This is a genomic window from Murimonas intestini (genome assembly GCF_024622195.1).
GTDB classification, from domain to species: Bacteria; Bacillota; Clostridia; order Lachnospirales; family Lachnospiraceae; genus Murimonas; species Murimonas intestini.
Window position 1 is genome coordinate 19,442 of record NZ_JANKBI010000003.1, and the last position, 25,516, is coordinate 44,957.

Sequence of the window (25,516 nt, forward strand, 5' to 3'; positions counted from 1 at the left end):
TCCTAAAAATAAATGCTGTCTATTTCTCTTCTTCCTGGTTCTTCATGTTCTTAAAAGCTGTTGAGAGCATGAGCTTGATACGGTTCAGCTGGTTTACCTCGCTGGCGCCCGGGTCGTAGTCAATGGCCACGATATTTGAAAGCGGATAGCGGTGGCGCAGTTCCTTGATGACACCTTTTCCAACAACATGGTTTGGCAGGCAGCCGAAGGGCTGTGTGCAGACAATGTTGTTTGTGCCGGTATGTATCAGCTCCAGCATCTCACCTGTCAGGAACCAGCCCTCACCCGTCTGGTTTCCGATAGAGACGATGGGATCCGCATACTTAGCAAGATCAGCAATATGAGCGGGAGCAGTAAAGTGCCGGCTCTTCTGAAATTCCTTTCTGGCTGTGCCGCGGAACATTTCCAGAGCCTTGATCCCTGCATTGGCAAGGGTGGCGCTGGACTTTTTCATCCCCAGGTTCTCAGCCTTGAAGTTGCTGTTGTAGAAGCAGTAGAGCAGGAAATCCATCAGATCAGGGACAACAGCCTCTGCACCCTCCGACTCAAGCAGCTCAACAAGATGATTGTTGGCAGCAGGAAGGAATTTAACAAGTATCTCGCCAACGACTCCTACCCTGGGTTTTTTCACATCTGTGATAGGCAGATTGTCGAAGTCCTGGATAATGGCACGGCAGAGCTTCTTGAATTCCGAGATGGAGGTATGGCGTTTTGAAATAAACTTTTTGCAGATATTCTCCCATTTCATATGCATTTCATCTGCTGATCCCTTTACCTTTTCATAGGGGCGCATCCTGTAGACACATCTCATGAAAATATCGCCGAATACAAGCGCATACATTCCCTTCAGCACAAGAGCAGGGGTGATCTTAAATCCAGGATTCTTCTCAAGGCCGCTCAGATTGATGGAAATGACCGGCACCTGGGGGTATCCTGCCTTCTCAAGCGCGCGGCGTATGAAGCCGATATAATTGCTGGCGCGGCAGCCTCCTCCTGTCTGTGAGATCAGGATCGCCGTCTTATCAGGGTCATATTTGCCTGACAGGAGAGCGCTCATCAGCTGGCCCACAACGATCAGGGACGGGAAGCAGGCATCATTATTTACAAACTTGAGGCCTGTATCAACTGCCAGCCTTTCATCCACCTCAGGAACCTCCAGTCTGTACCCTGCGGAACAGAAAGCTGTTTCCAGCAGACCGAAATGGATGGGCGACATCTGCGGGCAGAGGATCGTATAATTCTTACGCATTTCTTCTGTAAAAATCACCCGGTTGAAGCTGGCTGACACTACTTTTCTGCGCACCTTTTTCATTTCCCTCACCTTGATGGCGGAAATCAGGGAACGGATCCTGATCCGGGCTGCCCCCAGATTATTTACTTCATCTATTTTCAGGCAGGTATAGATCTTGCCTGAATCAGACAGGATGTCACTCACAGCATCTGTTGTGACAGCATCCAGGCCGCAGCCAAAGGAATTGAGCTGGATAAGTTCAAGGCTGTCAGTAGTTTTTACATAATTGGCAGCAGCATAGAGGCGGCTGTGGTACATCCACTGGTCCATGACGATCAGCGGCCGCTCCGGCTGGTTCAGGTGAGAGATAGAATCCTCAGTCAGAACTGCGATGCCGTAGGAATTGATCAGCTCCGGAATACCATGGTTGATCTCTGAATCAATATGGTAGGGACGCCCTGCAAGGACGATTCCCTTACGGCCTGTTTCTTTCAGCCACTTTATCGTCTCCTCGCCTTTTACCTTCATAGCCTCCCGTGTATTTTCCATCTCCTTCCAGCCGGTCCTGGCTGCCTCACGGACTTCTTCAGCAGGAATGTCAGAAAATTCCCTGACCAGCTGCTCCGTCAGTATTTCAAGGTTCGTAAATGCCATGAAAGGATTGCGGAAATCAATATCCTCTGTGCGGAGCTCATCAATGTTATTCTTGATATTCTCTGCATAGGAGGTGACGATCGGGCAGTTATAGTGGTTGTTGGAATCGGGAAACTCATTTCTCTCATACGGTATACAGGGGTAAAAGATAAAATGTATCCCCTGTTTGATCAGCCATGTCACATGGCCATGGGCCAGCTTGGCCGGATAACATTCTGATTCGCTTGGGATCGATTCGATGCCCAGCTCATAAATCTTCCTTGTGGAAGGTGGAGAGAGCACAACCCTGTATTTAAGGGCGGTAAAGAACTTAAACCAGAACGGATAGTTCTCATACATATTAAGTACTCTTGGGATACCCACTGTGCCTCTCTCTGCCTCATCCTCCTCCAGTGAAGGATAGGAGAACAGAAGCCTGTTCTTAAAGTCATAGAGGTTAGGAATGTTCTCTTTATTTTTTTCTTTGCCGATACCGCGCTCGCAGCGGTTTCCGCTGACAAACTGGCGTCCGCCGGTAAAACGGTTGATGGTAAGACGGCACTGGTTCGTACAGCCTTTGCATTTGGCCATGGTAGTGGTGAACTGCAGGCTGTTGATCTTGTCGATGGAGAGCATAGTAGTTTCCTTGCTGTCATCATAACGCTCACGCGCTATCAGGGCAGCACCGAAGGCTCCCATAATACCTGCAATGTCAGGGCGGATGGCTTCACAGCCGGCTATTTTTTCAAAGCTGCGGAGAACTGCATCATTATAGAAGGTGCCACCCTGGACTACGATATGTTTTCCTAAGGATGAGGCGTCCGATACCTTTATAACCTTATAGAGGGCATTCTTGATTACTGAATAAGCAAGGCCGGCAGAAATGTCGGAGACTTCAGCGCCTTCCTTCTGGGCCTGCTTTACCTTTGAATTCATAAATACCGTACACCGTGTGCCCAGGTCAATGGGATGCTTTGCAAAGAGCGCTGCCTTTGCAAAATCCTGTACGCTGTAATTCAGGGACTTGGCAAATGTCTCTATAAAGGAACCGCAGCCGGAGGAGCAGGCTTCATTGAGCTGCACACTGTCAACTGTCTGGTTCTTGATTTTGATACACTTCATGTCCTGGCCGCCGATGTCCAGGATGCAGTCCACTTCAGGATCAAAAAAAGCAGCCGCATAATAGTGGGCGACAGTCTCCACCTCGCCCTCGTCCAGCATAAGACCAGCTTTTATCAGAGCCTCGCCATATCCTGTGGAACAGGAATATACGATTTTGGCTGTGGCAGGAAGCTGGCTGTAGATATCCTGGATAGCTTTAATGGTAGTCTTTAAAGGACTTCCGTTATTGTTACTGTAAAATGAGTAGAGAAGAGAACCATCCTCTCCCACAAGGGCAGCTTTTGTCGTAGTTGAACCTGCATCGATGCCCAGATAGCAGTTCCCCTCATAGGAGGACAGGTCATCAGTAACTACATTATACTGATTCTGGCGTTCTATGAAAGTGTGGTATTCATCTTCAGATGCAAAAAGCGGGTCCATACGCGCCACTTCAAATTCCAGCCGTATAGTCCCTGATAAATGGCTGATCATTGAAGTTAAGCTGGTATTTACGTCTTCCTGGTAATTCATGGCAGAACCGATGGCTGCAAAAAGGTGTGAATTGTCAGGGGCGATAATATGTTCGTCGTCCAGCTTCAGTGTACGGATAAAGGACTGCTTCAGCTCTGAGAGGAAGTGGAGCGGACCTCCCAGGAAAGCCACATGCCCCCTGATCGGCTTACCGCAGGCAAGACCGCTGATAGTCTGGTTGACAACTGCCTGGAATATGGAGACAGAAAGGTCCTCTTTTGTGGCCCCCTCATTGATGAGCGGCTGGATGTCTGTCTTGGCAAAGACGCCGCACCTTGCAGCGATCGGATAGATCGCTTTATAGTTCTTGGCATATTCATTTAAGCCGGCTGCGTCAGTCTGAAGCAGTGATGCCATCTGGTCAATAAATGAGCCTGTGCCCCCGGCACAGATACCGTTCATCCTCTGCTCTACATTTCCGCCTTCAAAGTAGATGATCTTGGCGTCCTCGCCTCCCAGCTCGATCGCCACGTCTGTCTGGGGAGCGTAAGCCGTAAGGGCGGTAGATACAGCGATGACCTCCTGGACAAACGGCACCTCCATGTGTTTGGCCAGTGTAAGTCCGCCTGAACCTGTGATCATGGGTGAGACATTAAGATCTCCCAGACTGTCATATGCCTTCTGCAGAAGTGAGGACAGCGTTTCCTGGATGTTGGCAAAATGACGCTCATAATCAGAAAATAAAATATTGTTTTCTGCGTCCAGGATGGCAATCTTTACTGTGGTGGAACCTATATCGATTCCAAGAGTATGTAAATTAGTCTGATTCATATGTATTTACAGGAAATTCCTGTATCCTCCTATCTCTATAGCATGTTAATAGGTAATATCTATAGCTGCATACAGTAATAATATATGCGGCAGTCAAGTTCAAAAGGCCCTGAATGGTGTCCCAAAATGCGGGCAGAACTAATACCATTATACGACAGTTTATGTAAAATAGCAAATAGCAAGTCTTGAAAAAATCATCCATACACGCTATACTATTTTAGAAAATTGACGAAAGAAATGGAGATAATATGTATAAATTATTAAAACAGGACGGAAAAGCAAAGCGCGGAGAGCTCCATACCGTACATGGTGTGATCCAGACTCCCGTTTTTATGAATGTAGGGACTGTGGCTGCGATCAAGGGCGCAGTGTCTACAATGGATCTGCAGGAAATAGGAACACAGGTAGAATTGTCTAACACCTATCACCTTCATGTGCGTCCAGGGGACCAGATAGTGAAGAAAATGGGCGGCCTGCATAAATTTATGGTCTGGGACAAGCCCATCCTCACGGATTCAGGCGGTTTTCAGGTTTTTTCGCTGTCGAGCCTGAGAAAAATAAAAGAAGAGGGCGTCTATTTCAGCTCCCATATCGACGGCAGGAAAATCTTTATGGGGCCGGAGGAGAGCATGCAGATACAGTCAAACCTGGCTTCCACCATTGCCATGGCTTTTGATGAATGCCCTTCAAGCGTGGCTGACAGGATCTATGTACAGGCATCAGTAGAGCGCACTACAAGATGGCTGAAAAGGTGCAAGGAAGAGATGGCAAGGCTGAATAGCCTGCCAGACACTATAAATAAGCACCAGATGCTATTTGGCATCAACCAGGGGGCGGTCTATGAGGATATCAGGATCGAACATGCAAAAGAGATCGCCCGGCTGGATCTGGACGGCTATGCTGTGGGCGGACTGGCTGTGGGAGAGACGCATGAGGAGATGTACAGGATACTTGATGCCGTAGTGCCGTTTCTGCCGCTGGAGAAACCTACGTATCTGATGGGTGTCGGCACGCCGGCCAACATTCTCGAGGCAGTTGACCGGGGCGTGGATTTCTTTGACTGTGTGTATCCGTCCAGAAACGGACGTCATGGACATGTATATACTGGCAGAGGAAAGCTCAACCTGTTTAATGCTAAATATGAGACAGATCCAAGGCCGATAGAGGAAGGGTGCCAGTGTCCTGCCTGCAGGCATTACAGCAGGGCTTATATCAGGCATCTGCTTAAGGCAAAGGAGATGCTGGGGATGCGCCTGTGTGTTCTCCATAATCTGTATTTTTATAACCATATGATGGAAGAGATCAGAACAGCCATCGATGAAAACAGGTATCAGGAATATAAAAAGGCAAAATTGGCAGGATTTGAGGAAGAAAATATAAAAAAATAAATAAAATATAGAAAAATACTTGATGAACGCTGGTAAATTGTGTATGATGTAATATATGTAAGAAAAGAATAAGAAAGTAATAGGTGTGAACCACGAGGAGGAAACAAAATGAATTTATTAACCGCAGATGCGGGCGGCAGTATGGTCATCCTGATCGTCTATGTTGTCATCATTGGTGCCGCTATGTATTTTTTTGCAATCAGACCACAGAAAAAGGAGCAGAAACGGCTTAACGGAATGCTTGCTGAGCTGGCAGTAGGTGACAGTGTAGTAACTACCAGCGGATTCTATGGTGTTGTAATCGATATTACAGATGAAGATGTCATTGTTGAGTTTGGAAGCAACAAAAACTGCAGAATCCCGATGAGAAAATCAGCAATTGCTGAAGTAGAAAAGCCAGACGCAGAATAAGAAAAGTATTTTAGGGCGCCTCAGTTTCCGAAGTAAGAAACTGGGGTGTTTTGCTATATAAAGAGAGAAAGCAAAAAGTGAGAATAAGAAACAGGAGGTAATGGTGCGAATGAAGAGGAAAAGAATGGGATCGCTGGTAGGGGCGACGCTGGCTTTAAGTCTTGTGCTGACCGGATGCCAGGGTGTAAAGAGTGCGAAGCTGGATCCTAAAAATCCGGTGACTGTGACAGTATGGCATTATTATGCAGGCGGGCAGCAGGAGGCCTTCAACAAACTGGTGTCAGAATTTAACAGTTCAGAAGGGCTTGAAAGAGGGATCGTGGTGGAAGCTGAGAACCACGGGACAGTGGAACAGCTGGCCAGTGATGTGAAAGATTCCCTGGCAAAGAAAGTAGGCGCCGCAGAAGTCCCCGGTATTATATGCGGATACGGGGACACTATATATGATATTGACAAGGGCGGGAACATAGTCAGTCTGGATGAATATCTTTCAGAAGATGAACTGAAGGAATACATTCCGTCTTATATTGAGGAAGGACGTCTGGGGGAAGGAGATAAGCTGAAAATATTCCCCACTGCAAAATCAACAGAGATATTCATGATGAATAAGACTGACTGGGATGTTTTTGCAGAGGCCACAGGCGCGTCTCTTGATAAGCTGGAAACGATCGAGGGTGTAGTGGAAACGGCGAAGGGTTATTATGAATGGACGGACGCCAGAACTCCCGATGTGCCTGATGACGGCAAAGCTTTCTTTGGAAGGGATGCGGTGGCGAATTATCTCATCGTGGGAAGCCGCCAGCTGGGGATAGAGCTGTGTAAGGTGAAGGACGGCAAAGTGACCTTCAACACAGATAAGGAAGTACTGCGCAAGCTCTGGGACTGCTATTATGTGCCGAGCATAAACGGATATTTTGGGGCTTATGGAAAGTTCCGTTCGGATGATGCGAAGGTAGGCGATCTGCTGGCGTTTGTAGGATCTACCACATCGGCCAGCTATTTCCCAAAGGAAGTATTCAATGAGGAGAACGAAAGCCATCCTATTGAGGCGCTTGTACTGCCTGTTCCTGTATTTGCTGACGGAGAAAAATATGCTGTCCAGCAGGGGGCCGGCATGGCTGTGATTAAATCGGATGCGCAGAAGGAATATGCGGCTGTAGAATTCCTGAAGTGGTTCACACAGGCGGACAGGAACCTGGAATTTGCAGTAAGCTCAGGATATCTGCCGGTTAAGACAGAGGCACTTGATAAAAACAAGCTTGAGACAGCCATTGCAAATTCAGGCGAACAGATTCCTGAGAATTTAAAGGAAACGCTGGAAATAGCGTTTGATACCTGCAGTTCCCAGAAGCTGTATACGAACAGGCCTTTTGAGGGCGCCAGCGGCGTCAGGAGCGTGCTGGAATATAATATGGCGGATAAGATAAATGCTGATCTTGAAGAGATCAATAAACTTGTAGCAGGAGGCATGAGCCGCGCTGAGGCGGCAGCAGGCTATGATACAGATGAGAATTTTGAAAGCTGGTATAGTGATTTCTGCCAGAAGTTAGAGGACACACAGAAGGAGCAATAGGTATGAATCATTTCAAAGGTTCACTGCTGCAGAGGATTTTGATTCCGATTCTGGTTGTTATGCTGATTGAAGGAATACTGCTGTGCGTTGTGGTTTTTAACAGCGGCACCATGGAGGGGCTGAAAGGAAACGCTTACGATGTCTTCAACGAAAAGGTGTCAGGACGCAGCGGGACTCTTGAAAATGATATGGTTGGACGATGGTCGGCCATAGAGTCTGCTGCTGAAACTATAGGGGATGGCATAGAGAGCTTTATTGAAGGCGAGGGAATCACCACAGCTGATCTGACTCCCGACAGCAGTTATACTTCAAAGCTTTTGGAAAACTTGTCAGAGGAGCTTATTTTCAGGATGAGGCGCAACGCGGTCACTGGTGTATTCCTCATCCTGGATGGTGACGGCAGGGATAAGAAGGCAGGGCTTTATTTTCGTGACAGCGACCCGCTGACAGAGGCCTCTGACAACTCAGACCTGCAGGCTGTGAGAGCTCCGGCCAGCATAACGAAAAAATTAAATATAGCTCTTAACACCAACTGGCTCCCTTATTTTCAGCTGACTGAGGGGGCTGATGGGACTGAGTATTATTATGAACCATTCAGGACAGCGATAGAAAGGCCGGAGCTTAAGGGCACTGAGCTGGGATACTGGTGTCCTGCTTTTTCCATGCACGGTGATACAGGCGGCAGGGAGTCCATGATTCTTACATATTCACTGCCAGTCTATTCAGAAGGCATACCCTGCGGAGTTATGGGAATAGAGCTCAATATGGATTATCTTGTAAAGCAGATCCCGGCCAGGGAGTTGAGCGAAGATAATTATGGTAGCTATATCCTTGCATGTAAAAAAAGCGGCAGCGGGGATGGTGAAGCTGAAGAATATACTGTAGTGGCCAGGAGCGGAGCCTTGATAAACCAGCTGGAGGGACAGTCGGATGTCCTTAGTATAAGCAAAGAAAGCTACAGGAAAAACTTCCATTCACTGCTTAGCCCCAGCAGCAGGCAGGGAGCCGTACACTCCTGTATCCATGATCTGAACCTGTATGAGAGAAATGCCCCATTTTCAGGGGACAGATGGGTATTGATAGGGATTGAAGAGGATTACCACCTCCTCAGTTTCTTCTATGAATTTGAGCGGGCGATCCTTTTTATTCTGGCGGTCACCATATTGATCGGAGTGGCGGCGGCAATCATAGTGGCAAGAGCTGTGACAAAGCCCATTGAGACGCTGACATATAAACTGAAGATGGCAGATCCCGGAAGCCCTATAAGGCTTGGAGAGCTGAAGATAGACGAGATCGATAAACTGTCAGGCACGATTGAGAATCTGAGCAGAGAGGTGGCCGACAATGCCCACAAGCTGGAAGCGATTCTGGATATGACAGGTGTGTCAGTGGGGGCATGCGAGTACACGGACAGAGCTGAGAAGAAGGTATATTGTTCAGGTGATTTCTGCAGGCTCCTGGATATTCCTGAGGAAGAGATGACAGGCAGTTATCTGCCGACAAGCGTCATGAAAAAACACATGGCGGAATTGAAGGCACGTCAGGTGGAGCGTGACAGGGAAGCAGGACTGTACATACTGAAGTTTGGAAAAGCTGAAGAGGAGCGGTGGGTCAGGCTGAAGGTGATCTCGGAAAAAGGCCGGATACTGGCGGTTGCCACGGATATGACCCAGGAAATGCAGGAAAAGCAGAAGATAGAGCATGACAGGGACTTTGACCTGCTGACAGGGCTTTATAACAGAAGAGCATTCTACAGGCAGATTGAAGAAGTATTTATGAACAAAAAGCGTATGGCTATAGGAGCCATGATCATGATCGACCTGGATAATCTGAAGTATGTAAATGATACTTATGGCCATGATTACGGAGATGAATATATCAGGACCGCCGCCAGGGTGCTTCAAAGCCTGGATACCAGGAACTCTGTGGTGGCCAGGCTCTCCGGTGACGAATTTCTGGCATTTTTCTACGGGAGCGGGAACCGGGACACTGTGAGGCACAGGATGGATCAGATATATGAGATGTTTAAGAACACGAAGATCCATCTTCCGGACGGTACGAGTATACCGGTGAGGGCATCCGCCGGCATGGCCTGGTATCCTGATGACGGAGAAAATTATGATGAACTGATCAGATATGCAGATTTTGCCATGTATATGGTAAAAAAGACGAACAAAGGGGCAGTGGTAGAGTTCAATCTGGAAAGCTACAGCAAAGAGTCATATCTGCTGCAGTGTAAAGAGGAACTGAACACCATACTGGAAAAAGGACTTGTTGATTATGCGTTCCAGCCGATCGTGGATGCGAGGGACGGAAGCGTATATGCATATGAAGCACTTATGCGGCCTAATACGGAGAATATTAAATCTCCCGATGCGCTGCTGGCGCTGGCAAGATCCCAGTCAAAGCTGCAGCAGATAGAAAAGCTCACCTTTTTTAAAGGGATGGAGATATTCAGCAAGAAAGAGGTTGCAAAGACGGACTGCAGGATCTTCCTGAATTCTATTTCCAACCAGGTGATGACAGATAAGGAAATCAAAGAATTCCAGATGAAATATTCTGCATATTTATCCAGGCTTGTTATTGAATTTACTGAAGAAGAGAGGCCGGATGCAGAACTGACGAAGGTAAAAATGCGGTATTTTGGGGATGCAAAAGGTATGACAGCCCTGGATGATTTTGGAGAGGGGTATAATGGTGAAAGCATTCTTTTAAGCATGAACCCGGACTTTGTCAAATTTGACAGATCCCTTATCAAGAATATCCATGAGGACAGCAAAAAGCAGGATCTGGTGGCAGGCCTGATCGCCTATTGCCGGGAAAATGGCGCAAAGACCATTGCGGAAGGTGTTGAGTGCAGCATGGAGATGGATATGCTGATAGGCATGGGAATTGACTATCTGCAGGGTTATTATATTGGACGTCCCACTCATTTTCCGGGGGATATTCCTGAAGAGATCCGGCAGGAAATCTTCCAGGCGGCAAAAACAGAAATTGATTTTAGTTGAAATCTGTATAAAAATGAATTATTATATTTCTCAAAGAATCTAAGCGGACAGAAAGGATGAAAAATTATGAATCATAAAATAGCAGTGATTCCGGGTGACGGTATCGGCCCTGAGATAGTTGCAGAAGCCCAGAAGGTGCTGGATGCAGCAGGTAAGAAATATGGATTTGAGATGGAGTACACTAAAGTCCTTCTGGGAGGCGCTTCCATAGACGTGCACGGAAAGCCCATTACAGACGAGGCTATTGAAACAGCCAGGAGCAGTGAAGCTGTTCTCATGGGCTCTATCGGCGGTGATGCGGCCACTTCCCCCTGGTATAAGCTGGAGCCTTCACTCAGACCGGAGGCTGGGCTTTTGGCCATCCGCAAGGCTCTGAACCTCTTTGCAAACCTCCGCCCGGCATATCTCTATGAAGAGCTGAAGGCTGCCTGCCCCTTAAGGGATGATATTATTGGCAGCGGCTTTGACATGATGATCATGAGGGAACTGACAGGCGGGCTGTATTTCGGTGAAAGGAAAACAGTTGTGGAGGATGGAGTCAGAAAAGCAGTAGATACACTGACATATGATGAGAAGGAGATCCGCAGGATCGCTGTCCGCGCATTTGACATAGCCAGAAAGAGAAGACATCTTGTGACGAGCGTAGATAAGGCAAATGTGCTGGATTCATCCAGGCTTTGGAGGGCTGTTGTGGAGGAGGTTGCAAAGGATTATCCTGATGTGGCTCTGAACCACATGCTGGTAGATAACTGTGCGATGCAGCTGGTGAAGGATCCGGGACAGTTTGATGTCATCCTTACAGAGAATATGTTTGGAGATATCCTCTCAGACGAGGCCAGCATGGTGACAGGCTCGATCGGGATGCTGTCCTCAGCCAGCCTGAATGAGACAAAATTCGGCCTTTATGAGCCGAGCCACGGTTCAGCGCCGGACATTGCGGGAAAGGGAATTGCCAATCCCATCGCTACTATCCTGTCGGCGGCTATGATGCTGAGATATTCCCTGGATCTGGATGAGGCAGCCGATGCAGTTGAGAATGCTGTCAAGAAAGTTCTGGGAGAAGGATACCGCACTACAGACATTATGTCAGAAGGGTGCACACAGGTAGGGACACAGAAAATGGGAGACTTGATCGCCCAATATATATAATAGTCAGAGAAATCGCGGAAGAGGAGATAATCAGATGAGAAGTGACGCAGTTAAAAAAGGGATGCAGCAGGCGCCCCACAGGTCTTTATTTAATGCATTAGGAATGACGCAGGAGGAGCTTGACAGGCCGCTGGTGGCTATTGTCAGCTCCTATAATGAAATCGTGCCGGGACATATGAACCTGGATAAGATCGCCCAGGCAGTAAAAATGGGTGTGGCTATGGCAGGCGGCACGCCAATAATGTTTCCTGCTATTGCTGTCTGCGACGGCATAGCCATGGGACATATCGGTATGAAATATTCCCTTGTCACCAGGGATCTGATAGCAGATTCCACAGAGTCCATGGTGCAGGCCCACCAGTTTGACGCTATGGTGTGTATACCGAACTGTGACAAAAATGTACCGGGGCTTTTGATGGCTGCAGCCAGATTAAATATACCCACAGTGTTTGTCAGCGGCGGACCTATGATGGCTGGGCATGTACAGGGGGGCAAAACAAGCCTTTCAAGCATGTTTGAGGCTGTAGGTTCTTATGCGGCCGGGAATATGTCAGGGGAAGAGGTCAATGAGTATGAGTGCAAGGCATGCCCTACCTGCGGGTCCTGTTCCGGGATGTATACAGCCAACAGCATGAACTGTCTTACAGAGGTGCTGGGCATGGGGCTGAAAGGGAACGGAACGATTCCGGCTGTCTATTCAGAGCGGCTGAAGCTGGCTAAGCATGCAGGTATGAAGGTAATGGAGCTGCTTGAAAAAAATATCCGCCCAAGAGATATCATGACAGAAAAAGCGTTCTACAATGCACTGGCAGTTGATATGGCTCTCGGATGCTCTACAAACAGCATGCTTCACCTTCCGGCAATCGCACATGAGGCAGGAGTGGAGCTGAATGTGGATATTGCTAATTCAATAAGTGCAAAGACACCGAATCTCTGCCACCTTGCTCCGGCAGGCCATACATATATTGAAGAGCTCAATGAGGCAGGCGGAGTGTATGCTGTCATGAATGAACTGGATAAGAAGGGACTTCTCTATACAGATCTGATAACAGCTACAGGCAGGACAGTGAAAGAAAATATTGAGGGATGTGAGAACAGGAATCCGGAGGTTATCCGCCCTATAGAAAACCCGTACAGTGAAACAGGAGGTATTGCTGTTCTCAAAGGAAATCTGGCGCCTGACTCATGCGTGGTGAAGCGTTCAGCGGTTGCACCAGAGATGATGGTCCATGAAGGACTGGCAAGGGTATTTGACTGTGAGGAAGATGCTATAGCCGCCATTAAAGGAGGACAGATCAACGAGGGTGATGTGGTAGTCATCCGCTATGAAGGACCGAAGGGCGGTCCGGGAATGAGAGAGATGCTTAATCCTACATCGGCTATCATGGGCATGGGACTTGGTTCCAGTGTGGCTCTTATAACTGACGGGCGTTTCAGCGGGGCTTCAAGAGGTGCTGCTATCGGCCATGTGTGTCCGGAAGCAGCTGTAGGCGGACCGATCGCGCTTGTGGAAGAGGGCGATACTATTAAAATAAATATCCCGGAAAACAGGCTTGATGTAGATATCTCTGAGGAAGAGATGGAGGCCAGAAGAGCTAAATGGCAGCCGCGCCAGCCTAAAGTGACTACCGGCTATCTCGGCCGCTATGCGGCAATGGTCACAAGCGCCAGCAGGGGTGCTATACTGGAAATACCGGGAAATAACAAATAGGAGAGGAGAGCGTCTATGAAACTGACAGGTGCTGAAATCGTAATTGAATGCTTAAAAGAACAGGGGGTTGATACTGTATTCGGTTATCCGGGCGGTACGATCCTGAATGTATATGATGCGCTGTATAAACACAGTGAAGAAATACGCCATATCCTGACATCACATGAACAGGGCGCAGCCCATGCGGCGGACGGCTATGCCCGCGCCACTGGCAAGGTAGGAGTCTGTATGGCTACCTCCGGGCCCGGGGCCACTAATCTCGTGACAGGAATCGCCACTGCTTACATGGATTCCGTGCCTATGGTGGCCATCACGGCAAACGTGGCAGTATCACTGCTTGGAAAGGACAGCTTCCAGGAGATTGACATTGCAGGTGTTACCATGCCTATCACAAAGCATAATTATATTGTCAAGGATGTGGACAAACTGGCAGAGACACTCAGGAGAGCCTTCCTGATAGCAAAAGAGGGGCGTCCGGGTCCTGTCCTTGTGGATATCACTAAGGATGTCACTGCGAATATGGCAGAATATACTCCTGAGAAGCCATTTTCTGTTGAGCGGAGCATATACAACATCAAAAATGCAGATCTGGAGAAAGCGGCAGAACTGATCAACCATGCAAAGAAACCTTTCATTTTTGTGGGCGGCGGGGCAGTTATCTCAGACGCAGCCAGAGAGCTTAAAGAATTCGTTGATAAGGTGCAGGCGCCCGTGGGTGACAGCCTTATGGGAAAAGGAGCCTTTGACGGTACGGATGAACGCTACTGCGGCATGCTGGGGATGCATGGGACCAAGGCTTCTAACCTGGGTGTGACTCAGTGCGACCTGCTGGTGACAGTTGGAGCCAGGTTCAGTGACCGTGTGGTTGGAAATCCATCCAGCTTTGCAAAGCATGCAAAAGTTGTGCAGATAGATGTGGACCCTGCTGAGATCAATAAAAATATCGTGGTAGACGCAAGCGTGATCGGAGATGTGAAGGAGGTGCTGAAGCGCCTTAATCCCATGATCAATGCAAAAGACCACAGTGAGTGGATTGCCCACATAGAAGAATTAAAGCAGAAATTCCCTCTGAAATATGACAAGGATGTGCTTACAGGCCCGTATATCATGGAAGAGATCTACCGCATTACCAATGGTGACGCAATCATCACCACTGAGGTGGGACAGCACCAGATGTGGGCGGCACAGTACTACAAATATAAAAAACCGCATACATTTATTACCTCAGGGGGACTTGGAACCATGGGATATGGGCTGGGTGCGTCTCTGGGAGCCAAGATGGGCAAGCCTGACAGGACTGTTTTCAATATCGCCGGTGACGGATGCTTCAGGATGAATATGAACGAGATCGCAACTGCTGTCCGCTACAATATCCCGATCATCCAGGTGGTGATCAATAACCACGTGCTGGGCATGGTGCGCCAGTGGCAGACACTGTTCTATGGAAAGCGTTACTCACATACAGTATTAAATGACGCAGTGGATTTTGTGAAGCTGGCAGAAGCCATGGGCGCTGAAGGGATACTTGTCACAAAGAAGGAAGAGGTGGCGCCTGCCATCGAAAGAGCTATAGCGGCAGGACATCCGGTAGTGATCGAGTGCCAGATCGACAGCGATGATAAAGTATTCCCTATGGTACCGGCAGGAGAATCCATTGAGAAGGCTTTTGATCAGGATGACTTATCTTGAAAAAAATGAATTAGGTATTGACTATTATTTAACGAAGAGGTAGAATTAGTTTCATGCATTATCGATTTAGAACAGTAAAGTGTAACTGTGAAGGTACTGAACAGTTACGGTAAAGTAAAAAAGCGTATAACAGGAGGAAACAAGAAGTGAGCAGAGTGTACAATTTCTCAGCAGGACCGGCCGTGTTGCCGGAAGAAGTACTTAAGGAGGCAGCAGCAGAGATGCTGGATTACAAAGGATCCGGTATGTCCGTTATGGAAATGAGTCACCGCTCTAAGGTTTTCGATGACATCATAGGCGAGGCGGAAGCTGACCTGAGGGATCTGATGAAGATACCGGACAATTACAAGGTCCTGTTCCTTCAGGGCGGTGCATCCCAGCAGTTCGCCATGATCCCGATGAACCTTATGAAGAATAAGGTTGCAGATTACATAGTCACCGGACAGTGGGCGAAGAAGGCATACCAGGAAGCACAGAAGTATGGAAAAGCTAATAAGATAGCATCTTCTGAGGATAAGACTTTTTCATATATTCCGGACTGTTCTGATCTGCCGGTCAGTGAGGATGCTGATTATGTCTATATCTGTGAAAACAATACGATATACGGCACAAAATTTAAAACCCTTCCAAATACAAAGGGGAAAACACTTGTGGCAGATGTATCCTCCTGCTTTTTATCTGAGCCTGTAGATGTATCAAAATATGGAATTATTTACGGCGGCGTACAGAAGAACATTGGACCGGCGGGAATGGTAATTGTGATCATCAGGGAAGATCTGATCACAGAGGATGTCCTGGAAGGAACACCTACGATGCTTACATATAAGACACATTCAGATGCCAAGTCCCTGTATAATACGCCTAACTGCTACTGTATCTATATGTGCGGCAAGGTCTTTAAATGGCTGAAGAAGCAGGGCGGTCTTGAGGCCATGAAGGAGTATAATGAGAAGAAGGCAGCCATTTTGTATGACTTCCTGGATCAGAGCAGGATGTTCCGCGGGACAGTAGAGAAAGCAGACCGTTCCCTTATGAATGTTCCATTTGTGACAGGAGATGCTGAGCTTGATGCGAAGTTTGTAAAAGAGGCAAAGGCAGCCGGGTTTGAAAACCTGAAAGGCCACAGGAGCGTGGGCGGCATGCGTGCCAGCATCTATAATGCCATGCCGATAGAGGGCGTGCAGAAGTTAGTAGAGTTTATGAAGAAATTCGAAGAGGAGAATCTGTAAGATGTTCAAGTATAAATGTCTAAATCCAATCGCAGGTGTAGGCCTGGAGCTGTTCAACAATAAATATGACAAGTGCGAGGATGTAAATGATGCAGATGCCATCCTTGTAAGAAGCGCTTCGATGCACGACATGGAACTGCCTGACACACTTGAGGCAGTGGCCCGGGCAGGAGCCGGTGTCAATAATATTCCGCTGGATAAATGTGCAGATAAAGGTATCGTTGTGTTCAATACTCCTGGTGCAAATGCAAACGGCGTGAAAGAGCTTGTGCTGGCAGGCCTGCTGCTGGCTTCCAGAGATGTGGTGGGCGGGATCAACTGGGTTCAGTCTGAACGCGCAAATGAAGACATCGCCAAACTGACGGAGAAAGAGAAAAAGAATTTTGCCGGCTGTGAGATCAAAGGTAAGAAGCTGGGAATTATAGGACTGGGCGCTATCGGCGTGCTTGTGGCGAATGCAGCAACACACCTTGGCATGGAAGTATATGGATATGACCCGTATATCTCTGTGGATGCTGCATGGAACCTTTCCAGAAGCATCAAGCATATCCAGGCCGTGGAGGATATCTACAAGGAATGCGATTATATTACAATCCATGTGCCGCTTCTGGACGCAACCAGAAAGATGATCAATAAAGAGTCAATTGCCAAGATGAAGGACGGAGTGGTAGTGCTCAACTTTGCGCGTGATCTGCTCGTTGAAGAAACAGATATGGTGGAAGCGCTGAAAAACGGAAAAGTCAAAAGATATGTGTCAGATTTCCCGAATACAACCATGGCTGGTGCAAAGAATGCCATAGTGATCCCGCATCTGGGGGCTTCCACAGAAGAATCTGAGGATAATTGTGCCATGATGGCGGTAAAAGAACTTATGGATTACATGGAAAACGGAAATATTAAAAATTCCGTGAATTATCCGGCCTGCGATATGGGCGAGTGTATCCATGCATGCCGTATTGCCATCAACCACAGGAATGTAAAAAATATGATCGGACAATTTGCATCTGTTTTCGGTGAAGCAGATATTAACATTGCAAATATGATGAATGCCAGCAAAGGGGACTTCGCATATTCGCTGTTTGACCTGGAAAAAGCAGCGCCTGAAGAGGTGATCTCAAGGATTAAGACCATCGACGGCGTGCTGAAGGTCCGTGTGATTAAATAGTGATAGATGGACAGCTGCAAAATGAGTTATATTTTGCAGCTGTTTTTATCTCACAGGAAGGCATTGGTTTGCGGGGTGTGTGATACAGATGAGACCAGTAAAAAGGATAAGGCAGATAAAGACTGCAAAAAAAATTATCAGTTCAGTTAAGAAACATGAGAAACAGTACAGGATACTGGGCAGGGAAATATATAAAAAGATCAAGAGGAGAAAATTATGGCTATAATCAGGGCGTTCCAGGGTATCAGGCCGAAAGAGGGGCTGGCAGAGCGCATTGCGGCACTGCCTTATGATGTATACAGTGAGGCGGAAGCAAGAGAAGAAGTGAAGAAGGAGCCTATGAGCTTTCTGAAAATAGACAGGGCTGAGACTCAGTTCCCGGAAGGTACGGACCCGTATTCACCTCAGGTATATCAGAAGGCTCATGATATTTTAAAAGAAATGCTGGAGGCAGGGGAATTTTGTAAAGACAGTTCAGCCTGCTATTACCTCTATGAGCTGACCATGGATGGACGCAGCCAGACCGGGCTTGTGGCCTGCGCTTCTATAGATGATTATCTGAACGGCGTGATAAAAAAACACGAAAATACAAGGCTGGATAAGGAACTTGACAGGATCCGCCATGTAGATATATGTAATACCCAGACAGGCCCCATTTTTCTGGCATACAGGAAACAGGAATGCCTTCAGGAGCTCTTTGCTGAGATCAGGGAGGAAAAGGCAGTGTTCGACTTTGTGTCCCCTGACGGCATCAGGCACAGAGGCTGGAAGATCCAGGATGCGGATGATATTATTCTCATAGCAGCAGCCTTTGGAAAGGTGGATGAGATCTATATTGCCGACGGACATCACAGGGCGGCGTCTGCTGTGAAGGTGGGGCTTAGGAGGAGAGAAGAGAATCCCGGCTATACAGGAAGGGAGGAATTCAACTACTTTTTATCTGTTCTTTTCCCTGATGAGGAGCTGAAGATCCTCAGTTATAACAGGATCGTAAAAGATTTAAACGGGCAGGATAAGTCAGGATACATGATTCGGCTTAAAGAAGTCTTTGAAGTCAGTGAGTGCGCCGGAGCAGCCGGACCAAAGGCGAAAGGGGAGCTTGGAATGTATCTGGACGGAACGTGGTATGCCCTTAAAATAAAAGAGCAGTATAAGAGCCAGGACCCTGTTGACGGGCTGGATGTATCTGTTCTTCAGAATGAGATCCTGGGGCCTGTCCTTGGAATTGAAGATCCCAAGACTGATAAAAGGATTGATTTTGTCGGGGGGATAAGAGGCCTTGAAGAGCTGGAGCGGAGGGTGGATGCCGAAGGCGGAGCAGCCTTTGCAATGTATCCCACGTCTATAGGGGAACTCTTTGCTGTGGCAGATGCAGGAAGGCTGATGCCGCCCAAGTCCACCTGGTTTGAGCCAAAGCTGAGAAGCGGCCTTTTTATACACAGCCTGAAATAGTTAGAATTTTTTATTCCTTTCAGAGGCGTTCTGTGATAGAATGTTAGTAAACTAAGCAGAATGGCAGAAGCTGTCTGCAAAATTCGACAGGAGGGTACGTTATGAATGAAAAATTGTACGATATGATGGATTGGGCGGCTATAGAAGCAGTCGTTTATTCGGAGGAGGATAATCCTCATTCGCTGCTTGGCCCCCATAGCACAGAAGAAGGAATTTTAATTCAGACTTTTATTCCCACTGCTGTAAGTGTGAACGTAGTGCTGGATAAGACAAAAGATAAGTACCCGATGGAGCTGGAAGATGAGGCAGGATTTTTTGCTGCCCTTCTGCCGGAGAGATCCATACCGGAATATACATATGAGGTGACATTTGACAACGGGGTGACAGAAGAGTTAAAAGATCCCTATTGCTTTAAACCTCAGATTTCAGAAAAAGATACAAAAAAATTTAACAGCGGAATATGTTATGACATTTATGAAAAGCTGGGGGCCCATCCCAGGGAGGTGGATGGAGTCAAAGGTGTCAGCTTTGCCGTGTGGGCTCCGAATGCCATGCGCGTGAGCGTTGTGGGGGATTTTAATCTCTGGGACGGCCGGCGGCATCAGATGAGAAGACTGTGGGATTCGGGAATATTTGAAATATTTATTCCCGGGATAGAGGAAGGACAGCTGTACAAATATGAGATTAAAGCAAAAGGAGGGCTGACCTTCTTAAAGGCTGACCCATATGCGAATGCGGCTGAATTAAGGCCGGGAACTGCATCAGTGGTTGCAGATATAAGCGATTTCACGTGGACTGACAGCAGCTGGATGTCTGCCAGAAAGAAGCGGAATACCAAGAAGGAACCCATGAATATTTATGAGATGCATCTTGGTTCATGGAAGAGGCCCCAGGAGGAAGACAGGATATTCTGCAATTACAGAGAACTTGCTCCCATGATAGCGGAATATGTCAAAGAGATGGGGTATACTCACATTGAACTGATGCCTGTGATGGAGCATCCTTTTGACGGTTCATGGGGATATCAGGTGACTGGGTATTATGCTCCCACCAGCCGCTACGGCAGCCCGGAAGATTTCATGTATTTTATGAATTACATGCATGAGCAGGGGATCGGCGTTATCCTGGACTGGGTTCCGGCCCATTTTCCAAGGGATACCTTCGGCCTCTCCAATTTTGACGGCACATGTCTTTATGAGCATCAGGATCCCAGGAAAGGATCTCATCCACACTGGGGGACATTGATATATAATTACGCAAGGCCTGAGGTCAAAAATTTCCTCCTGGCAAATGCTCTGTTCTGGACAGAGAAGTACCATGCAGATGGTATCAGGATGGATGCTGTGGCATCTATGCTCTATCTGGACTATGGAAAGAATGACGGTGAATGGGTGGCCAATATTTACGGGGGAAATGAAAATCTCGATGCAGTTGAATTTTTCCATCATCTGAATTCCATATTCAAGAAAAGATATCCTGATGCGCTTATGATAGCCGAAGAATCAACAGCGTGGCCGAAGGTCACTACTCCTGTGGAGGAGGACGGCCTGGGCTTTGACTATAAGTGGAACATGGGCTGGATGAATGATTTTATTAATTACATGCGCCTTGACCCGCTTTTCAGAGGCGGCCATCACGGAGAACTCATTTTCAGTATGATATATGCGTACAGTGAAGATTTTATTCTTACCCTGTCTCATGACGAGGTGGTCCATGGAAAGGGATCCATGATCGGAAAGATGCCGGGAGACAGAGAGCAGCAGTTTGCCAATCTGAGGGCAGCCTACGGATACATGATGGCGCACCCGGGCAAGAAGCTTCTGTTTATGGGACAAGACTTTGCACAGTACTCTGAATGGTCTGAAGAAAAAGAACTGGAATGGGATATGCTGGAGAATGAGGAACATAAAAAGATGCAGGATTATGTAAAGGCCCTGAATACTTTTTACAGAGAGCATCCTGCCCTTTACCAGCTTGACTATGATCCTAAAGGCTTTGAGTGGATAAACAATATATCAGCGGATGAAAATATGCTTGTATTCACCAGGAATACAAGGAAGCGGGAGGAAATGCTTCTCATTGTGTGTAATTTCTCACCGCTCGTCTATGAGAATCATAAGATTGGTGTTCCGTATCCAGGCAAGTATAAAGAGATCTTTAACAGTGACAGAAAAGAGTTCGGGGGCAGCGGAGAGGTGAATCCGAGGCTGAAGCAGTCAAAGAAAGACGAATGCGATGACAGGCCGAATTCTATTACCATAAAAGTGCCGCCTATGGGAATTGCAATATTCTCTTACACAAAGGCAGATAAAAAAGTTTCCAGCAATAATACAGCAAAAGCAGGGAAAACTGTAAAAAAAGGGACAGCAGGCGGCAAAGCAGCAGCCGGAAAAAAGAATTTAAAGGATGAACTGGCTGCCAAATTCCAGGAAGCTCAGGCAGAGGCTGAAAAGCAGCTGGAAGAGGGACTCAGACAGATAACAGCCAAAGCAGAACCTGCTGCAGAAAAGGCAGTGGAAGCAGTTAAGAAAGAAACGGCAAAGGTGGAGGCAGTAGTCAAGAAAGCAGCGCCTGTTGCAGAAAAGGCGGCAGAAGCGGTTAAAAAAGAAGTCCAGAAGGCAGCGCCTGCTGCAGATGCAAAAGTACAGAAGGGTAGAAAAAGAAGTAAGAAATAATGAAAGAACATATGACAGAATTAACGCAGAATGTGGCTGAGATGGTGGCAGAACCTGAGAAAAAGGTGAATGAGCTGCTGAACTATTTTCAGGACAGGCTTCCGGGCATGATAGACTTGCTGATAAAAATAGCACTTGTTCTGGCAGTATTTTTCATTGGCAAGAAGGTCATTAACTGGCTGCTCAGAATGATAAAGCGTTCGTTTACAAGGGCTGGCCTGGAGGAAGGCTCCATTCATTTTCTGCTCTCCCTGATCAAGGCGCTGATGTATGTGATACTTGTATCCAGCCTTGCCACTTATCTGGGGGTGAAGGAGGCATCAATTGCAGCGCTGCTGGGCTCCATGGGAGTCGGCATTGTACTGGCGCTGAAGGAATCCCTGTCTAATCTGGCAGGCGGAGTGATCCTCCTTCTGATGAAGCCATTTGTGGTAGGCGATTATATCAGAGAGGATGGCCATGGCAATGAAGGGACTGTCCACAGCATTGATCTGTTTTACACAAAGCTGATCACTCCTGATAATCAGGTAGTAAGCCTGCCAAACGGCATCCTCTCAAATACAAGCATGACGAATGTGACGAAGCAGGATAAGAGGCAGCTGAGGCTGACGGTGGGGATATCATATGACGCGGATATTAAAGAGGCTAAAGCAGTTTTGGAAGAAATACTGCGGACAGACGAAAAGGTTATGCAGAATGAGCCGGTGGATGTATTTGTGGATGAACTCGCTGAGAGCAGTGTCCAGATAGGATTCAGGGCATGGCTTGCCCCGGAGGATTACTGGCCGGCAAAATGGAGAATTACAGAGACTGTTAAATATGCATTTGATGCAAAGGGGATAAGTATTCCCTATAAGCAGATAGATGTCCATGTGGCATCAGAAAATACTAAATGAGAAAGCAGGTGAACTACAGGTGGAGGGACAAAAGGAACAGCACATCCACACCCATATAAGGGAGGATGGGACTGTGTATGAACACGTCCATACCCATGAGGATGGAAATGGACAGACGGAACACTCTCACAATCATACCCATACCCATGAGAACACGAAGGCTGTAATAAACCGGCTTTCAAGAGCGATCGGACATCTGGAATCAATTAAGAGGATGGTGGAGAATGGAAGGGACTGCAGTGAAGTTCTGATCCAGCTTTCAGCAGTGAAAGCAGCGATCAATAATACAGGAAAAGTGATACTTCATGACCATATCCAGCATTGTCTTGTGGAGGCGGTGGAAACCGGCGATACGCAGACGATAGAAGAGCTGAATAAAGCAATAGACCGGTTTATTAAATAGAGGGACGGGATGAGGCAATAGGTATGCATACGTTGGGAGTGGGTTAAAAATCAGGAGGAGCAGCGTATGAAACTGGAATATTTAAAAAAAGCAATTCAGAATTCGAGACATTTGGTTTGCCTGGCAGGAATGGAGATGCTGAGGGAACAAGGATATTCTTATTACAAGGATGATGACCAGCTATACGAGACTGAACGGAAATACGGATATTCCCCGGAGGAGCTATATAATGTACATTGTTTCAATACCAGGCCGGAGCTGTTTTATGATTATTACAAAAATGAAGTCCTCAGCCAGGATATAATCCCTGGGCCGGGAAATGAGGCGCTTGCCAGGCTGGAAAGCCAGGGCTATGTAAAATGTATTATAACGAAAGGAATCCACAATGTCCTGCAGGCAGCAGGCTGCAGGAATGTGATCAATCTCCATGGAAATATCTATGAAAATAATCACTGCCCCAGGTGCGGGAAGATCTTTCCTGTAGAGTACTTAAAGAATGCAGAAAAGATCCCTCTTTGCGATAAGTGCAATATTCCCATCCATCCGGGCGGAATCCTGCATGGTGAGATGGTAGATATCCATCTTATGAGCACGGCTGCTGACGAGGTCTCCAAAGCGGATGTTCTGCTTGTGCTCGGTATGGACTTCTCGGCCAGCCTCTGCAGGGAAATACTTCCATACTTCCGAGGCCAGAAGCTTATTCTGATAAACAGGAAGGAACATTATTCTGACAATGTGGCCGATCTTGTATATCATGAACCTGTGGAAGAAGTGATGCCGCTGGTAGTGAGCGGCCTTGAGGCCAGATGCGGCTGATCGGCTGCACTTCAGCGAAGGGGCAGGCAGTGTACTTATTCAGGTATGCTGCCTGCTTTGCAGTATACAGAACAGTATGCTTTGAGACAGATAACGGCCGGCAATAATTATTTTAATTTTTTTATCATTTCCACTTGACATATACTGATTTGTGTATTATTATATAGAAGTATTCCTAATAAAGTTTTGATTCACACATTTTTGTAAGTCATTATTCTATTAATAGCTTACGAAAGTGTGTGATTTTTTATTTTGTGGAAATATAATATTATAATTCAGGAGGTATCTTTCATGAACGAAGGTACAGTAAAATGGTTTAACTCAACAAAAGGTTTTGGTTTTATTACAAATGATTCCGACGGAGAAGATGTATTTGTACACTTTTCAGGAATTGTTAATGATGGTTACAAATCTTTAGACGAAGGACAGAAAGTAACATTTGAAATCACTAGAGGAGCCCGTGGTCTTCAGGCAACTGATGTCCGTGGATTATAATCCTTTATAAAATATTTTTAAATGTAAGAGCTGCAGTTCAAGGCTGGTGATACAGTCTTGGGCTGCGGCTCTTTTTAATTTCATGGAAAAGCTTTTCCCTATGAAATTAAACCCTTCGTGGGGAACTGTGAAGAAGTACTAAATGATTATATTTTGAGATGCTGGAAATGTGGTAAAATAGAATAGAAGATATGTGTATGACACAAAGCGTACTGATGACAGGAATTATGACCATATACTATTATGTTGGACAATGAGGGGGAGAAAATCATGAGAAAGCATTTAATTATATTATGCCTTAGCGCCTTGGTTTTATCAGGCTGTGCGTCCGCCACAGATGATAGTTGTTTTTTGGATAATTATGTTGCTTATGAGAACGAAAGTATTTTACCCGGCAAAATGAAATGGTTTATTTCACAGGATGAAGTCATTGACCAGATGAAATTAGGGGAGGATGTCAGGGAAAGAGATGATGGCCAGCTAGTGGCTGATAATCTCAGCATCCCTGATGTTAACCAGGATGATGAGAAGCATGTAAGATTTTATTTTGAAAATGGCCGGTTTGTTTCATGGGAGATATTTATTCTGACAAAATCAGATGCAAGATGCGAAGCTTTGTTTACCGGCATTATTGAATGGGGTAAGAAAAACCTTCCGGAACCGCAGGTAAACACAGCATTATGGGATGAAAGTACAGATTACATTTTAGGACAATACAGGGAAGATGAAAATGTCAGCTTTATTTGGAACGCAGAAGATATGAGCTACCTTCGGATCGATATGACCGTTCAGGCAGAATACCTGGACGATGTTTACAATATTATAAATCTGTCGGGCAGCGCCCCAAGAGAGGTGCCTGAAGGTAAACAGTAAAGCGCCAACCCTGCATTTTACAGGGCTGGCGCTATATATTTCAAAGCTGAAAATGGGACTCGAACCCACGACCCCTTCATTACGAGTGAAGTGCTCTACCAACTGAGCTATTTCAGCTTACATACGGTAAATATTACCGACCTTAGTATTATATATAGTTTTATAAAATTTTGCAAGTGTTTTTTTGTGTTACTATTCGATTATTGATGATAACGGTAGAATACAGGGAGATTGATAAAAAATTCTCAATTGTTGTTGTGCTTATGACTAATATAAGCTATAATTAAACTACATATGTGTGCAAAAGCGCAAGAAT

The 25,516-nt window shown here is 46.7% G+C and carries 18 protein-coding genes and 1 tRNA gene; 17 read left to right on the top strand and 2 right to left on the bottom strand.

Annotated features, from left to right (window positions below):
• Positions 1-19 precede the first annotated feature (19 nt).
• Positions 20-4,267, bottom strand: coding sequence for a 2-hydroxyacyl-CoA dehydratase (locus tag NSB28_RS06225; RefSeq protein WP_109626058.1), 4,248 nt, complete (start codon positions 4,265-4,267; stop codon positions 20-22).
• 248 nt (positions 4,268-4,515) lie between these two features.
• On the opposite strand from NSB28_RS06225, the gene tgt reads away from it, so the two are divergent.
• From tgt to NSB28_RS06310, 17 genes are all read left to right on the top strand, one after another.
• Complete coding sequence (tgt, locus tag NSB28_RS06230) at positions 4,516-5,655, top strand: tRNA guanosine(34) transglycosylase Tgt (RefSeq protein WP_109626059.1); 1,140 nt, start codon at positions 4,516-4,518, stop codon at positions 5,653-5,655.
• 108 nt (positions 5,656-5,763) lie between these two features.
• Positions 5,764-6,066: a preprotein translocase subunit YajC gene (gene yajC / locus NSB28_RS06235; RefSeq protein ID WP_109626060.1), complete on the top strand. Its 303-nt coding sequence runs from the start codon at positions 5,764-5,766 to the stop codon at positions 6,064-6,066.
• Between the two features lie 109 nt (positions 6,067-6,175).
• Complete coding sequence (locus tag NSB28_RS06240) at positions 6,176-7,639, top strand: extracellular solute-binding protein (protein WP_109626061.1); 1,464 nt, start codon at positions 6,176-6,178, stop codon at positions 7,637-7,639.
• A 2-nt stretch (positions 7,640-7,641) separates the two neighbouring features.
• Entirely contained in the window at positions 7,642-10,647 is a 3,006-nt protein-coding gene (locus NSB28_RS06245) for an EAL domain-containing protein (RefSeq protein WP_109626062.1), read from the top strand.
• Between the two features lie 66 nt (positions 10,648-10,713).
• Complete coding sequence (gene leuB, locus NSB28_RS06250; RefSeq protein ID WP_109626063.1) at positions 10,714-11,796, top strand: 3-isopropylmalate dehydrogenase; 1,083 nt, start codon at positions 10,714-10,716, stop codon at positions 11,794-11,796.
• Between the two features lie 34 nt (positions 11,797-11,830).
• Positions 11,831-13,507, top strand: a complete 1,677-nt coding sequence (ilvD, locus tag NSB28_RS06255; RefSeq protein WP_109626064.1) for a dihydroxy-acid dehydratase — start codon at positions 11,831-11,833, stop codon at positions 13,505-13,507.
• Between the two features lie 15 nt (positions 13,508-13,522).
• A complete protein-coding gene (ilvB, locus tag NSB28_RS06260) occupies positions 13,523-15,196 on the top strand; it encodes a biosynthetic-type acetolactate synthase large subunit (protein ID WP_109626065.1) in 1,674 nt (557 codons plus the stop codon).
• A gap of 146 nt (positions 15,197-15,342) precedes the next feature.
• Positions 15,343-16,425 carry a 3-phosphoserine/phosphohydroxythreonine transaminase gene (gene serC, locus NSB28_RS06265; protein ID WP_109626066.1) on the top strand — a complete coding sequence of 361 codons (1,083 nt, stop codon included), beginning with the start codon at positions 15,343-15,345 and terminating at the stop codon, positions 16,423-16,425.
• Position 16,426: 1 nt separating this feature from the next.
• Complete coding sequence (locus NSB28_RS06270; RefSeq protein WP_109626067.1) at positions 16,427-17,590, top strand: phosphoglycerate dehydrogenase; 1,164 nt, start codon at positions 16,427-16,429, stop codon at positions 17,588-17,590.
• An 88-nt stretch (positions 17,591-17,678) separates the two neighbouring features.
• Positions 17,679-17,816, top strand: coding sequence for a hypothetical protein (locus NSB28_RS06275; RefSeq protein ID WP_187374271.1), 138 nt, complete (start codon positions 17,679-17,681; stop codon positions 17,814-17,816).
• Positions 17,807-19,042, top strand: a complete 1,236-nt coding sequence (locus NSB28_RS06280; protein WP_109626068.1) for a DUF1015 domain-containing protein — start codon at positions 17,807-17,809, stop codon at positions 19,040-19,042. Before NSB28_RS06275 ends, NSB28_RS06280 begins: the two co-directional genes overlap by 10 nt.
• A 101-nt stretch (positions 19,043-19,143) precedes the next feature.
• Positions 19,144-21,717, top strand: a complete 2,574-nt coding sequence (gene glgB / locus NSB28_RS06285) for a 1,4-alpha-glucan branching protein GlgB (RefSeq protein WP_109626069.1) — start codon at positions 19,144-19,146, stop codon at positions 21,715-21,717.
• Positions 21,717-22,613, top strand: a complete 897-nt coding sequence (locus tag NSB28_RS06290; RefSeq protein WP_257497591.1) for a mechanosensitive ion channel family protein — start codon at positions 21,717-21,719, stop codon at positions 22,611-22,613. The genes glgB and NSB28_RS06290 overlap by 1 nt, the downstream gene beginning before the upstream one ends.
• Entirely contained in the window at positions 22,588-23,016 is a 429-nt protein-coding gene (locus NSB28_RS06295) for a metal-sensing transcriptional repressor (RefSeq protein ID WP_109626070.1), read from the top strand. The genes NSB28_RS06290 and NSB28_RS06295 overlap by 26 nt, the downstream gene beginning before the upstream one ends.
• A 66-nt stretch (positions 23,017-23,082) precedes the next feature.
• Positions 23,083-23,832: an SIR2 family NAD-dependent protein deacylase gene (locus NSB28_RS06300; protein ID WP_109626071.1), complete on the top strand. Its 750-nt coding sequence runs from the start codon at positions 23,083-23,085 to the stop codon at positions 23,830-23,832.
• Between the two features lie 291 nt (positions 23,833-24,123).
• Positions 24,124-24,327, top strand: a complete 204-nt coding sequence (locus NSB28_RS06305) for a cold-shock protein (RefSeq protein WP_109626072.1) — start codon at positions 24,124-24,126, stop codon at positions 24,325-24,327.
• Positions 24,328-24,597: 270 nt separating this feature from the next.
• On the top strand, positions 24,598-25,200 hold the full coding sequence (locus tag NSB28_RS06310; RefSeq protein ID WP_109626073.1) for a hypothetical protein: 603 nt from the start codon (positions 24,598-24,600) through the stop codon (positions 25,198-25,200).
• A gap of 44 nt (positions 25,201-25,244) precedes the next feature.
• On the opposite strand, the gene NSB28_RS06315 is transcribed toward NSB28_RS06310, so the two are convergent.
• Positions 25,245-25,317, bottom strand: a tRNA-Thr gene (locus NSB28_RS06315).
• Between the last annotated feature and the right edge of the window lie 199 nt (positions 25,318-25,516).

What these genes read in the sequence shown, in the direction of transcription:
- NSB28_RS06245 (WP_109626062.1), top strand. Translation starts at nt 7,642, where the DNA reads ATGAATCATTTCAAAGGTTCACTGCTGCAGAGGATTTTGATTCCGATT.
- NSB28_RS06240 (WP_109626061.1), top strand. Translation starts at nt 6,176, where the DNA reads ATGAAGAGGAAAAGAATGGGATCGCTGGTAGGGGCGACGCTGGCTTTA.
- NSB28_RS06310 (WP_109626073.1), top strand. Translation starts at nt 24,598, where the DNA reads ATGAGAAAGCATTTAATTATATTATGCCTTAGCGCCTTGGTTTTATCA.
- ilvD (WP_109626064.1), top strand. Translation starts at nt 11,831, where the DNA reads ATGAGAAGTGACGCAGTTAAAAAAGGGATGCAGCAGGCGCCCCACAGG.
- yajC (WP_109626060.1), top strand. Translation starts at nt 5,764, where the DNA reads ATGAATTTATTAACCGCAGATGCGGGCGGCAGTATGGTCATCCTGATC.
- NSB28_RS06290 (WP_257497591.1), top strand. Translation starts at nt 21,717, where the DNA reads ATGAAAGAACATATGACAGAATTAACGCAGAATGTGGCTGAGATGGTG.
- NSB28_RS06280 (WP_109626068.1), top strand. Translation starts at nt 17,807, where the DNA reads ATGGCTATAATCAGGGCGTTCCAGGGTATCAGGCCGAAAGAGGGGCTG.
- NSB28_RS06225 (WP_109626058.1), bottom strand. Translation starts at nt 4,267, where the DNA reads ATGAATCAGACTAATTTACATACTCTTGGAATCGATATAGGTTCCACC.
- glgB (WP_109626069.1), top strand. Translation starts at nt 19,144, where the DNA reads ATGAATGAAAAATTGTACGATATGATGGATTGGGCGGCTATAGAAGCA.
- NSB28_RS06270 (WP_109626067.1), top strand. Translation starts at nt 16,427, where the DNA reads ATGTTCAAGTATAAATGTCTAAATCCAATCGCAGGTGTAGGCCTGGAG.
- NSB28_RS06300 (WP_109626071.1), top strand. Translation starts at nt 23,083, where the DNA reads ATGAAACTGGAATATTTAAAAAAAGCAATTCAGAATTCGAGACATTTG.
- leuB (WP_109626063.1), top strand. Translation starts at nt 10,714, where the DNA reads ATGAATCATAAAATAGCAGTGATTCCGGGTGACGGTATCGGCCCTGAG.
- tgt (WP_109626059.1), top strand. Translation starts at nt 4,516, where the DNA reads ATGTATAAATTATTAAAACAGGACGGAAAAGCAAAGCGCGGAGAGCTC.
- NSB28_RS06275 (WP_187374271.1), top strand. Translation starts at nt 17,679, where the DNA reads ATGAGACCAGTAAAAAGGATAAGGCAGATAAAGACTGCAAAAAAAATT.
- ilvB (WP_109626065.1), top strand. Translation starts at nt 13,523, where the DNA reads ATGAAACTGACAGGTGCTGAAATCGTAATTGAATGCTTAAAAGAACAG.
- NSB28_RS06305 (WP_109626072.1), top strand. Translation starts at nt 24,124, where the DNA reads ATGAACGAAGGTACAGTAAAATGGTTTAACTCAACAAAAGGTTTTGGT.
- NSB28_RS06295 (WP_109626070.1), top strand. Translation starts at nt 22,588, where the DNA reads ATGTGGCATCAGAAAATACTAAATGAGAAAGCAGGTGAACTACAGGTG.